The organism is Pseudoalteromonas sp. SR45-6, assembly GCF_014163545.1.
Lineage (GTDB): Bacteria > Pseudomonadota > Gammaproteobacteria > Enterobacterales > Alteromonadaceae > Pseudoalteromonas > Pseudoalteromonas rhizosphaerae.
Map to the genome: position 1 here is coordinate 1 of NZ_JACJDM010000051.1, position 12,127 is coordinate 12,127.

A 12,127-nucleotide genomic window follows, 5' to 3' on the forward strand; every position below is an offset into this window, starting at 1 on the left:
TCTAGGTGCTAGGTGCTAGGTGCTAGGTGCTAGGTGCTAGGTGCTAGGAAAATTTTAACGTTTTGAATTAGTAAGAAATAGTTTTAAATTTGCAAAAGCCAAAGTAGATAAACTTAATGAATAGCGAGCTGAAATTAGCTCGCTATTCATAGCTCGTAGCCTATGATTTTATTTGATCTCAACACGCTGAGAGCGCATCACGATTTCGTCGTTAAGTTCAATACCAATACCCGGCTCTTCAGACACTTCAAAGAAACCATTTTTAGGCTGTGGATCTTGCAAGCATAACTCACGGTTCCACTTTTTAATTGCATAAGTGTGATGCTCATGAATTAAGAAATTTGGAATAGCCGTTTCTAAATGTAATGATGCTGCGGTTGCAACGGGGCCGCCACAGACGTGAGCCTGAATACGCACATCAAAAATATCAGCGTAATCACACACTTTTTTAGTTTCAGTAAAACCACCACATAAACCGATATCTGGCTGTAATACATTAATACTTTGATCTTCTAAGTAAGGGCGCACACCCCAACGATTATATAAACGCTCGCCACCGGCAATTGGCACTGATACTTTATCTGCCACTTTGGCATGTAACGAATGATTTAAGTAGTTAACTGGTTCTTCATAAAACATACAGTCAAATTCTTTAGCGATTTCACCGATTTGAATAGCAGAGGTAACACCCGGTAAACTGTGGCATTCAAAAATGATATCCACTTCATCACCAACAGCTTCACGAATTGCCTGCATACGGGCGCGATATAGCTTCATTTCAGCACGTGAAATAATGTTAGTGCGGTCGTAATAAGTATTGCCGTCTTTATCATATTGGATCGGATCAACTTTAACGGCATCGTAGCCTTCAGCCACTGCTTTTAACGCCGCTTCTGCGTATTCTTGTGGATGTACCAGAGCTTTAAACTCAGTGTCCCAGTCAAACTGTAATTGCGAAGCATAAGTACGCAGCTTGTCGTTAACTTTACCGCCTAACAACTGATACACAGGTAAACCTAATGCTTTACCCTTAATGTCCCATAAAGCGGTGTCTATCGCGCTCATTGCTGCATAGACTACTGGGCCCCCACCTAAACCCCAAAAGCTTTCACGCAGCATACGCGACCATAACTTTTCGGTTTGAAATGGGTCATGACCAATTAAGAAAGCATCAGCCATTTCTTTGATCATAGCAGCGGCAGCACTGTGTCCTAAATCATAAGCAAGGCCAGCTTCGCCAACCCCGCTAATACCTTCGTCAGTATGAATACGGACAAATACAGGAGTCCAAGCAGGTCTGTCTGGACAGTGGATATCAAAAACTTCAACGCGATTAACTTTCATGACAATTCCTTATTAACCAAGGCTTAGGTTATTTTGCAAAACTAGGATCAAGACGATGGGCCTTACGTAACATCGCAGGCCAAGCTAATTGCCCACCGGTACTTCCGCTGTGCACTACATTCGCTTGATTATAAATATTATCGATTATGGCTTGAGGTACTGGTGTAACAGCTTGGCCACTGGCTTGTAAAGCCAGCTGTATTTCACAAGCACGCTGTAAATCATAAAAACGCATAAATGCATCACCCACCGTTGGCCCCACAGTTAAACCACCATGGTTTACTAACAACATATGATTAGTATTAGCGAGATCATCTTGTAAACGTTTTTTCTCATCGCTATTAACTGCTAAGCCTTCATAGCCGTGATAAGACAATGACGGCAGTGAAAACATTGAATACTGACTAAGTGGCAGCAGACCATTTTGCTGCGTGGCAACGGCAATCGTTTCTTTAGTATGTAAGTGAATAACACAATGAGCGTCATCACGCACTTCGTGAATCGCGCTGTGAATCGTAAAACCAGCAGGGTTGATTGCAAATGGCGTGTCATCCAAAATATTTCCGGCCAAGTCCACTTTGACTAGGTTAGAAGCTGTTACTTCATCAAATGTGAGGCCAAACGCATTCACTAAATAATGGTCAGTCCCCGGCAAACGCGCCGATAAATGTGTGTAAATCAAATCACCCCAACGAAAATGCTCAACCAACCGATAACAGGCGGCTAAATCAACTCGTAACTGCCATTCTTGTGCAGAGACTTTATTTTTTAAATCAAGTTGTGGTAATTCAAACATTATGGGGCCTTATTTAAACGCGTTAAAAACAAAACACGAAATAGATGGATAGAAGTCTAAAGTAGTGTGCGTGGATGATCAATATTTAAAACAAAACAGCCACACCAAATTGGTGTGGCTGTTTTCGGTGAGCCCATTGATAACTCACACTCAGCAAAAATTATTTTACGTTTGCTAAGTAATCGGCAATAGCGACCATTTCTTCTTCAGTAACAGTCGCAACCATCGCTTTCATCGCTGCAGTCATGCCATTATTGCGCGCACCTGATTTAATGTCTTTCATTTGCGCCACTAAGTAGTCTTTATTCTGACCATTTAGTTTAGGATACATTGCCATGATCGGTGCCTTACCTTCAGGGCCATGACATGTTTGGCACATTTTTGCTGTATAAAGCGCAGCACCATCGGCAGCCATGCTGTTAAATGACATACTAGCAACCATAGAGAGGCTTGCACCTAAGAGTAATTTTGTTATCTTGCTCATTGTATTTTCTCTTCTTTTTGACGGTTTATAAAAATTGTTAGCTTAATTGTAGACCATAATAACGGATCTTTGTACATTACATATGTACGTAATTTATACACCAAGTAGATCACCAAACACGCTGTTCAAGTCATCTCTTAGGCTACCATACTAAATCATCTGGTACTTCAAAATCAGCGTATGGGTCATCAGCATCTTTGCCTTTGTCTTCTGGCTCTACATGAAACACGATGTACTTTTCATCAACTTCTGCCACTTTACGGGCTGGCTCATCTTCAAGTACAAAAAACTGCCCTTCCAACACACAAATTGCCAGTCGGCCACCTGATAAGGCTTTTTGCGTTTGTTCATTTACGTCGAGCTCTTTGACTTTATTTTCGTAAGTAAAATTGAAAGTCCGCTCACCACGTATCGAATCTTGATTATGATGTTCTAATATCTGCTTTACGCGGGCAACTTGCTCACGTTGCTTTAACTCACCTTGGCGAGCTTGATTTAATTCTTCTGCTTTTTTCTGCTGTTCTAACTTTGTTTGCTGAATATGCTTTTGCAGATCACTAGGGTTACTGGTCGCCCCTTTTTTTGGTTTTTTTTGTTGCTTACGCTTTTCACTTTTAGCAACTTTAGCTTTATGTGATGTGGTTAATCCTGCTTGTAGCAATTGGTCTTGTAATGAACCCATAGCTTTGTTCCATTAAAAACTGATATTAGCTTTATTTTATACCCAAACCACCCCAAGATGCGAGTTTCAGTTGGAATTAAAAGCGATTTAGGCAAGGCATTGATTGCAAGTAATAGTGGGTCTATTGCTAAAATCAATAACGTAGTATAAATCGCTTTTAAACCAACCCGTTGGGCGTTTCACAGGAACTTACTCTCAGCGTTGTTACTTCTTAAAAGGGACTGTCATTCTTGCAAAGTAACGCCTTGATATTAAGCCCCTGTGAAACGCTGAATTCTGCATCTTGAGGTGGCTTGGGTATAATCACCAATTAAAACAAATCATAGTGCTGTGACCATTAATCTAGCAAAGTGTTGTGATTGAAAACCTGATTTAGCGCAATAAATACTTATTTCTAGAATAAAAGTAACCACTTAAAGAACGCGTTGAGGTTGAATTTAATATCAATCAGGTTAAGCTGTGGTTTTTGTAGTAGGGCCAATAAAATGCGTTTCGGTCATTTATTAGTTTGCTCGCTGTTTATCTTTTTCGTGCTCTATGCACCGCAGCCATTATTAAGTTTATTTGCAGAGCAATTTTCAGTTAGTCCTGCAACCGCAGGTAGCTTGATGACGGCAACTATGCTCCCTTTGGCGATTGCTCCTTTGGTATACGGCTTATTACTAGCTAAACGTAACCCTTTAACAATTCTTCGCTACGCGATGCTAGTACTAGCTGTTACCTGTGTTGCTTTTGCCTACGCTCCCAGTTTTGAGTTATTACTGTTACTACGATTTTTACAAGGTTTAACCTTGCCTGCCGCACTCACAGCAATGACCACTTACATAGGCAGCACTTATCAAGCTGATAGTTTGCAAAAGAATATGACCTTCTATATTGGTAGTACAATTGCTGGGGGTTACTTTGGCCGAGTGTTAGCGGCTATTTTTGCTGATTTATGGACTTGGCAAAGCTTCTATTTTGTTATTGCCGCAGGTTTAATTAGCTTTGCATTGAGTATTCCACGTAATCAAACAGCCATTGTTAACAGCACTCTTTCCCCATTAAATTATTTAAAACAGCTCGCGAATGCTGCGGTATTAAAATTATATGGTGCGGTGTTTTGTATGTTTTTTTGCTTTGCTGCGTTATTAAATTATTTACCGTTCATTTTACAAGACACTTTTTTAATTACTAATACCCGTGATATTGGCTTAGTTTATAGCGGTTACTTGATTGGCGCCCTCGCCTCTATTGCGACTCCTTGGTTATTAAAAAAGAGTATTTCACCGTGGCATTTATTGTCTGCTATATTTGCTTTTTACAGCACTACACTAGTATTTTTGATGAGCTCACAATTAGTGATTTTTTTACTGGCATTCACTGGTTTTTGCGGCGCGATGTTTATTATTCATTCAACCGCAGCGCCGCTGGTTAATAAAATAAGCAGTGCACCACCGAGTGTCACTAATGGTGCTTATGTGTCGTTTTATTATAGTGGCGGGGCTTTAGGCTCTTTTGTACCTGGCTTGGTATATCAACAACTTGGCCATATCGCATTTATGGCCTCGTTATTATTAGTCTGTATATGCGGATTAATTTTAGTAAGTTCGGCTTATCTAGCGGGTAAAAAAACCACTTTAGGTTGATGCCCTGTGGTGGCAAAAAAAGCGTCTAAATCGGCTTTTTTTAATAACCATGTTTGGGTGTTCTCAAATGGATGACAATGAAATAGATCACCAAACCATATGTCTTGGTCAAGCCATAAAGTGACATCATTTTGCTTATCATTCATCAAAGCAAGCATAGATACACATCCAGGTGCGACTTTTAAAAAGCGTGCTAAGCGCTCATCGGAGGCAAACCCTAAGCGTGACAAGCCTTGATATTTAGCCAGTGATTTTAAGTCTAACTGCTTGTCATGTGCGGTGATCACCAAAAAATGCTTTTTACCTTCGTTATCACGCAAAAATAAGTTTTTTAATCGCGTTCCGGGCCGTTCCACCATTAATTCATCTGCAGCAAGACTACTATGTAATGCAGGGTGTTCGATAACGTCATAATTGATATTTAAATGCGCTAACAGCGCCGCTAATTTACTTTTATCCGCTAACATTTATAAACAACGCCCCATCAAGCGTACACTTAAATCTCGCCACAATACTTCATTTATCTCATATTTATCGTTGCGACAATATTTTTTGTCATGCAGCTCTTGTTTTAATAAGTGCACGGCTTGATCTTCTAATTCTAATTTTAAGCTATTTGATTCTTCAAAATATTCTTGCTCTGCAAAGTTTTTAAATTGCTGGCGTGTCAGTGGTCGAGCTAAGTTTAAATTTGCGCGACTATTGGCTTTAACCGATACCACATAAGCAAAAATCTTATTACCTTGCTCATCTAATTTAGTGTGTAACTGTTTATTATTAATTTCAAAAGGCGGCTCATCACTTTGGCTAGCACAACCACAGAGTAAAACGAGTAACATCAACGCGTATTTTTTCATTATTAGTATCATTCCTGTTATCCAGTGACCGTTAGTCTACCAAAAATTCATTGTTTGCGTAAAAATTCAAAAAATATATAAATAATACTTGACCAAATTTAGAAATCTCATTAAAGTTCGTCCCGCTTGAAACGGAACCTCAAGTAGGTTACGAAATTCGTAACTTTAGGAATGTGGGGCTATAGCTCAGCTGGGAGAGCGCCTGCCTTGCACGCAGGAGGTCAGCAGTTCGATCCTGCTTAGCTCCACCACTTTCCTACTCTTCAATTTTTATCACTATGGCTCTCATGCCAAATTCAATTTTTAAATCTTTCTCATTTTAATCAAAAAACTGTTTATTTTATGTTAGTTATTTTTTAGCTATCAGTTGTGCGCTGCATGGTATTTACGATCAAAAATGCCGAGCATAAACTCGGCATTTTAATTTGGTTATTCGACTACCAATTATTCGCGAATTTGACCTACACCATTGACGAGGTATTTCTCCGTCGTTAATGATTCTAAGCCCATTGGGCCGTAAGCGTGTAGTTTTGACGTTGCGATACCAATCTCTGCACCTAAACCTAACTGTGAGCCATCAGAGAAGCGTGATGAGGTATTAACCATCACTACTGAGGCATCAACACTGCGCTGGAACAATTCAGCCGCGGCTTGGTTTTTAGTGCAAATAACTTCCGTATGGTTTGAACCAAATTGCGCAATATGCTCAATTGCACCAGCAAAATCTGGTACTACACGAATCGCGATTTCTAAATCTAAATATTCTTCGCCAAATTCCTCTGGCGCAAGCACTGTTGCATCATCAAAATATTGTGCGGCTTGGCTATCTGCATTTATTTTTACACCTTCTTGGCGTAATACAACAGCACATAAATTTAAAAACTCATCGGCAACATCCTGATGAACGACAAGGCCTTCTAATGCATTACATACGCCAGTACGCTGAGTTTTACCGTTCAGTAGCAAGTTAATCGCCACTTCTAAGTCAGCGTCTTTATCTACGTATAAATGACACACACCTTTAAAATGCTGGATCACAGGAATTGTACTGTTATCTGTTACAAAGTTAATTAGCCCTTCGCCGCCGCGTGGAATAATTAAGTCAATGCTGTCACGTTGCTGCATCAATTCCATTAATAATCCGCGGTCTGGATCTGGAATAACGGAGATTAACGCTGCCGGTAAATTATGCTGCTCTAATACTTGATGCATGACACTCGCAATTGCTTGCGAGCTTTTAAGCGCCTCTTTACCACCACGTAAAATAACCCCATTACCTGATTTGAAGCATAACGCTCCAGCATCAGCGGTTACATTTGGACGCGCTTCATAAATCATACATACCACACCAAGTGGTACGCGCATTTTACGAATTTTAATCCCGTTAGGACGTTCAGTAATATCGCGTAATTGACCCACCGGATCATCAAGGCTTACAATCACTTCAATGCCTTCAGCCATCGCTTCAATACGTTCGTCATTGAGCGTTAAACGGTCAATCATAGCGGCTGCTAGATTGTTATCGCGGGCTGCGGCTAAATCACTTTCGTTCTCTTTAATAATAAATGCTTTTTGTTGGCGTAATGCTGCAGCCATATCCAGTAGCACCTGATTTTTGGTCTCGGTATCGAGTAAGGCTAACTGATGTGCCGCTTTTGCTGCCTGACGTGAAATATCTGTAATTAAACTCATGACTTCTCCAATAATGCGATATCTTTCTCTGAAATAACGGGACCAATCGAATCTTGCATCTTGTCGCTAAATTCGCTTTGTTCGTTATCTGCTATAAAATTCAATAAACAACTACTGTAATTTGCAGTTGCTTTGGCTAATCGAGTGCCGTCGCTGCTACGTACCAAAATGGTATCGCCAATTGCAAACTCACCATGCACTGCGACAATTTCATCGCCACGGATACAGCCAGTTTCACCTTCTAAAGACTCATCGTATGAACCTGCGACAACGACTTCACCTTGCTCACTTGCAGTATGAGTCATCCAGTGAACAGCTTCTTGCATCGGTTTTTCGTACGGTAAGAAAATAGTACCTGGGTTCTCACCTTCCAGCAGTTTTGTAAATGTCTGCTCTTTAAAACCATTAATTATATAAGTAGTAATACCATGTGAAGTCGCTTTTTCAGCTGCTTCAATTTTAGTTTTCATACCACCTGTACCAACCGCACTGGTAGCAGATCCTGCCATAGCATAGATTGATTCATCAATTGATTTAATTTCAGGCAGTAATATTGCATCGTCGTGCAAATTAGGGTTTTTATCATAAAGCCCATCCACATCTGAAAAAATCATCAATGCATCAGCATCTGCTGCTGCAGCGACCATTGCCGATAAGTTATCATTATCACCGACTTTTAAATCATCAGTTGTCACCGTATCATTTTCATTCATGATTGGCAGCACACCATGATCCAACAAAGTGAAAACAGTTTCTCTAATACTCTCATAACGCTCACGGTCACGTAAGTCACCATGAGTTAATAAAATCTGCGCCGATGGGAAATCAAAAAAGCGGTCCCACATAGCCATCATTTCGGTTTGCCCTGCTGCTGCCATGGCCTTTTTCATTGCCACAGTGCGCTCTTGTGTCTTCGGAAATAAATGCGCGCCAGCGGCAACTGAGCCTGACGAAACTAAAATAACTTCAATTCCTTGACTACGACAACGAACAATAAACTGAGCGATGGTTAATAAATAGCGTGAGCGACAACCATCTTGATCAGGTGCAATCAATGCGCTACCTACTTTTAATACGATACGTCGCCAATTTAACTTTTGCATAAATGTTCAACTTTCCATTTTAACTGTGACTTACCCTAGTTTGGATAAATCTGAAAACAACCACCTAGTGTTTACCTAGGTTACGAGTTAACAATTTGCACTTGCTTTTGCTCACTTTCTTTAGCCATCACTTTTTAATACTCAGCCGGAAACGCTCACTTAGTTAATTAACAAAGTGCGTTAGATATAGCATAACTTTGGCTCAATCATTAAGACTGAACAGTTATAAAGTAAATAAAAAGTGTTGTTTATGCATCGCTGTAAAAAGCTGTGTGAAGCTTTTTTATTAACAACATACATAGAGCCTCTAAAGTCTGATACACCAACAGATAGGGTGATGACTCAAGGACCGAGATTTGCTCACCACGATGGGTGTCAAATATTGAGTAAGTAACAGTTCAACTCAAACAATATGAATCACAATAAAATGTAATTTATGTTCAAATTAACTAATTACTAAAAATGAGTAAAATTGTACAAACTGCATTCAAAACAATTAACAAATTGATTTTTAAGCATATAAATATAGTAACCTCAATCTAAATTGTTGTAATTTAAAGCAACTTAAAAATAACTATATGTATTCGCTTAGACCTAACAAGTAACTAATTAGATGACTAATTGTTTGAGCACTAACTATATTACGCTACTTTTAGCCTAAAGATCAAGACTATATTTTATTCACTCGGCTTACTATTGCAGCTAATAAATTTTAAAGTCATTAAGATTCAGTCAGTTAAATAGAGTTTAATTTGTTTCAAATATTTTAAAACCAATAAATTATCATTTCTTCTACAAATAAGTTCGTAAACAGCTAAAATTCTATTAGGAAAAATTAACATACACGTGTATACCCCTGTATTATAAGTATCGAAAGGTTTACTCCTAACTGTTGTAATAAATAAGGAATACTTCATCTATGTCAGCTATTTATATCGCAGGGATCGCTCTATGTTCGGTTCTCGCCCAATGGATAGCATGGGGTTTTCGTGTCCCAGCTATTTTATTTTTGTTACTTACCGGCCTGTTACTTGGCCCTGCTACGGGTTTACTTGATCCAGATGCACTGCTTGGTGATCTACTCTTTCCTGTGGTCTCACTCAGTGTTGCGGTGATCTTATTTGAAGGTTCTTTAACTCTGCACTTTAGAGAACTCAAAGGTATTGGCAAGGTAGTCCGTAACTTGTGCTCTATTGGCATGATTACGACTTGTATAGTGATAAGCCTCAGTGCCTATTGGATTTTAGAACTCAACTGGCGTGTAGCAGCGGTGCTCGGTGCAGTATTGGTTGTGACTGGCCCAACAGTTATTGCACCGCTATTAAACTCAATGCGACCAACCCAAGATATTGACCGCATACTACGCTGGGAGGGCATTGTTATTGACCCAATTGGTGCTTTATTTGCGGTTTTAGTATTTGAAGCGGTAATGCTAGTTGGTCAAGGTGAAGTGTTTATTCATACCGTAATCGCCTTGTTTAAAACCTTAGGAGTCGGTTTATCTATTGGCGTGGTCGCAGGTTGGCTTACAACGTTACTGATCCGCCGCGAATGGCTACCATTTGAATTACATAAATTCGGCATCTTAGCTCTGGTACTTATTAGCTTTACAGTCTCAAATCATTTGAGCCATGAGTCAGGTCTATTAGCGGTTACTGTATTTGGTATTTGGTTAGCGAACCAAGACGATTTAGAAATTGATTCTGTTTTAGAGTTTAAAGAAGATCTGTCTATGATCTTAATTTCAACCTTATTCATTTTGCTTGCTGCGCGTTTAGAATTAGCTGATTTAATGATGCTTGATGCCGATGTGTTCATCTTTTTGGCTATCGTATTATTTATCGCTCGCCCATTGTGTATTGCGATCTCCACTTTCGGCACTGAGCTACCAATTAAATCTCGCTTAGTACTCGCGTGGATTGCTCCGCGCGGTATTGTCGCAGCAGCGGTAGGCTCTGTATTTGCTATTAGTATGATGGAAGCTGGTGTTGCTGACGCCGAGAAAATGGTGCCACTGATTTTTACCGTTATCATTATCACAGTAGTTCTGCAAAGCTTAACTGCGATCCCGATTGCGAAGCTATTAGGGGTTCGTCAGCCTTCACCTAATACTATTTTGATCATTGGTGCAAACCATGTCGCTCGTGCCATTGCTTGTGGGCTAAAAGAGCAAAATATTCAAGTACACTTATCAGATCCAGCTTGGGAAAACTGCCGCATGGCACGTATGGATGGGCTGCCTTGTTATTATGGTAACCCGCAATCAGAACATGCTGAACGTTACTTACCCCTGACAACTCTACGCAGCGTAATGGCGCTTTCGCCAAACCGCCATCATAACGCGCTAGGCGTGCAGTATTTTTCACATTTATTGAATGAAAAGAACGTCTTTTCATTGCGTTCTTCGACCTCTCACGCCAAAGCAAACAAAGACAGCGCGACGTTTCTATCTCGGCAAATTTTGTTTGGTGACAGCGGCTCTTATGCACGTTTAAGTAGCTTAATTGCCAAAGGCGGCAAGGTCAGTGTAACGCGAATTTCTGAAGAGTTTAACTGGGGCAAATACCAAGAGATGAACAGCGATGCAATTCCGTTATTCATCCTCAATGGTGACAAAGACAGTGATGATGATAGCCCTATCAAACTGCGTCCGTTTACTATTAATATGGAAAAACCGCCGCAAGAAGGTGAACGTGTCGTCGCGATGCTGCCACCAAAAATGTCGGTATTGAAAGATCCTAATAATGGTAAAAACAAAGAACCGAAAGAAATAAAAGAGTAAAACGAAAAAGGCTAGGTATCGCACCTAGCCCTTTTACTTTCAACTTGCTAGTTTTCTAACTCGCTAACTAATCTACTCAAACCTACAATGGCAATCGTGCACGCGCTACTACACTATCGGGCATTTTTTGCGCCAATTGGGCTAGCGAGCGTTCAATCTTTTTATGGGTTGCTTTATCTGCAACCATACTATGAAATAACCAACGATATGCGTCTTCGTAATCACGTGGACTGCCATAGCCTTGATTAAATAAACTAACTAACCGCAATTGTGCTTTTAAATTACCTTGTGATGAAGCTTCACGTAGGTAAGTCACAGCAAGCGCTTTATCCTTTTGCACCAATCGACCCGTGTCATAGTATCGCCCGAGTTGCTCTAATGCCGCCGCTAAGCCTTGCTGTGCTGCTTGACGCATATAATACACACCAAGCTCTACATTACGATCAACACACACCGCATACGCCAGCATATCGCCATATAAAAATTGATAAGAAGGCAGTGCCATTTTATTGGCTCGTGCTTCGATATCTTGTACTAACTGGCAGTCATCTGCCTTTACTCGCGCAAGATGTGTATTACTATTGATCAAAGCAAGCAGCTCAGTTTCTGTATATAGTGGCACGGCAGCTATGGTCTCTTCAGACTTGGCGTGGCTTGCCAGCAAAAACGATAACGGCACTAATGATAAACAAGTTAACAAACGCATTTAGGTCACTTTAAATTAAAAACCATCTTGCTAAAGTTTATACAAAGATCGTT

General features: G+C 40.2%; 11 protein-coding genes and 1 tRNA gene. 3 read left to right on the top strand and 9 right to left on the bottom strand.

Annotated elements, in window-relative coordinates; all coding sequences use genetic code 11:
- Window positions 1-168: 168 nt before the first annotated feature.
- The 4 genes from H5158_RS17905 to H5158_RS17920 all read right to left on the bottom strand — a co-directional run bounded on the left by H5158_RS17905 (window position 169) and on the right by H5158_RS17920 (window position 3,306).
- On the bottom strand, window positions 169-1,344 hold the full coding sequence (locus tag H5158_RS17905) for a mandelate racemase/muconate lactonizing enzyme family protein (protein WP_064668182.1): 1,176 nt from the start codon (window positions 1,342-1,344) through the stop codon (window positions 169-171).
- A 28-nt stretch (window positions 1,345-1,372) separates the two neighbouring features.
- Complete coding sequence (locus tag H5158_RS17910) at window positions 1,373-2,140, bottom strand: class II aldolase/adducin family protein (protein WP_182735552.1); 768 nt, start codon at window positions 2,138-2,140, stop codon at window positions 1,373-1,375.
- A 160-nt stretch (window positions 2,141-2,300) separates the two neighbouring features.
- Window positions 2,301-2,624 (bottom strand): c-type cytochrome, encoded by a 324-nt coding sequence (locus H5158_RS17915; protein WP_145238134.1) that lies wholly within the window; start codon window positions 2,622-2,624, stop codon window positions 2,301-2,303.
- A 142-nt stretch (window positions 2,625-2,766) separates the two neighbouring features.
- A complete protein-coding gene (locus tag H5158_RS17920) occupies window positions 2,767-3,306 on the bottom strand; it encodes a DUF2058 domain-containing protein (RefSeq protein ID WP_149980503.1) in 540 nt (179 codons plus the stop codon).
- Between the two features lie 485 nt (window positions 3,307-3,791).
- Between H5158_RS17920 and H5158_RS17925 the strand changes: the two genes are divergently transcribed.
- Window positions 3,792-4,934, top strand: a complete 1,143-nt coding sequence (locus H5158_RS17925; protein WP_145238127.1) for an MFS transporter — start codon at window positions 3,792-3,794, stop codon at window positions 4,932-4,934.
- On the opposite strand, the gene H5158_RS17930 is transcribed toward H5158_RS17925, so the two are convergent.
- Window positions 4,901-5,401 (bottom strand): prolyl-tRNA synthetase associated domain-containing protein, encoded by a 501-nt coding sequence (locus tag H5158_RS17930; protein WP_145238125.1) that lies wholly within the window; start codon window positions 5,399-5,401, stop codon window positions 4,901-4,903. The genes H5158_RS17925 and H5158_RS17930 overlap by 34 nt on opposite strands.
- Complete coding sequence (locus H5158_RS17935) at window positions 5,402-5,791, bottom strand: hypothetical protein (RefSeq protein WP_182740565.1); 390 nt, start codon at window positions 5,789-5,791, stop codon at window positions 5,402-5,404. It abuts the gene before it with no gap.
- A 175-nt stretch (window positions 5,792-5,966) separates the two neighbouring features.
- Here H5158_RS17935 and H5158_RS17940 point away from each other — a divergent pair.
- A tRNA-Ala gene (locus H5158_RS17940) sits at window positions 5,967-6,042 on the top strand.
- 193 nt (window positions 6,043-6,235) lie between these two features.
- On the opposite strand, the gene H5158_RS17945 is transcribed toward H5158_RS17940, so the two are convergent.
- Window positions 6,236-7,483, bottom strand: coding sequence for a glutamate-5-semialdehyde dehydrogenase (locus H5158_RS17945; RefSeq protein WP_145238119.1), 1,248 nt, complete (start codon window positions 7,481-7,483; stop codon window positions 6,236-6,238).
- Complete coding sequence (gene proB / locus H5158_RS17950) at window positions 7,480-8,586, bottom strand: glutamate 5-kinase (protein ID WP_145238116.1); 1,107 nt, start codon at window positions 8,584-8,586, stop codon at window positions 7,480-7,482. Before proB ends, H5158_RS17945 begins: the two co-directional genes overlap by 4 nt.
- Window positions 8,587-9,505: 919 nt before the next feature.
- Here proB and H5158_RS17955 point away from each other — a divergent pair.
- Entirely contained in the window at window positions 9,506-11,368 is a 1,863-nt protein-coding gene (locus H5158_RS17955; RefSeq protein ID WP_145238113.1) for a sodium:proton antiporter, read from the top strand.
- 82 nt (window positions 11,369-11,450) lie between these two features.
- On the opposite strand, the gene H5158_RS17960 is transcribed toward H5158_RS17955, so the two are convergent.
- Window positions 11,451-12,074: a tetratricopeptide repeat protein gene (locus tag H5158_RS17960; RefSeq protein ID WP_182718930.1), complete on the bottom strand. Its 624-nt coding sequence runs from the start codon at window positions 12,072-12,074 to the stop codon at window positions 11,451-11,453.
- Between the last annotated feature and the right edge of the window lie 53 nt (window positions 12,075-12,127).

Excerpts from the sequence above, each read along its gene's own strand:
- H5158_RS17905 (WP_064668182.1), bottom strand. The coding sequence starts at position 1,344 with ATGAAAGTTAATCGCGTTGAAGTTTTTGATATCCACTGTCCAGACAGA.
- H5158_RS17910 (WP_182735552.1), bottom strand. The coding sequence starts at position 2,140 with ATGTTTGAATTACCACAACTTGATTTAAAAAATAAAGTCTCTGCACAA.
- H5158_RS17915 (WP_145238134.1), bottom strand. The coding sequence starts at position 2,624 with ATGAGCAAGATAACAAAATTACTCTTAGGTGCAAGCCTCTCTATGGTT.
- H5158_RS17920 (WP_149980503.1), bottom strand. The coding sequence starts at position 3,306 with ATGGGTTCATTACAAGACCAATTGCTACAAGCAGGATTAACCACATCA.
- H5158_RS17925 (WP_145238127.1), top strand. The coding sequence starts at position 3,792 with ATGCGTTTCGGTCATTTATTAGTTTGCTCGCTGTTTATCTTTTTCGTG.
- H5158_RS17930 (WP_145238125.1), bottom strand. The coding sequence starts at position 5,401 with ATGTTAGCGGATAAAAGTAAATTAGCGGCGCTGTTAGCGCATTTAAAT.
- H5158_RS17935 (WP_182740565.1), bottom strand. The coding sequence starts at position 5,791 with ATGAAAAAATACGCGTTGATGTTACTCGTTTTACTCTGTGGTTGTGCT.
- H5158_RS17945 (WP_145238119.1), bottom strand. The coding sequence starts at position 7,483 with ATGAGTTTAATTACAGATATTTCACGTCAGGCAGCAAAAGCGGCACAT.
- proB (WP_145238116.1), bottom strand. The coding sequence starts at position 8,586 with ATGCAAAAGTTAAATTGGCGACGTATCGTATTAAAAGTAGGTAGCGCA.
- H5158_RS17955 (WP_145238113.1), top strand. The coding sequence starts at position 9,506 with ATGTCAGCTATTTATATCGCAGGGATCGCTCTATGTTCGGTTCTCGCC.
- H5158_RS17960 (WP_182718930.1), bottom strand. The coding sequence starts at position 12,074 with ATGCGTTTGTTAACTTGTTTATCATTAGTGCCGTTATCGTTTTTGCTG.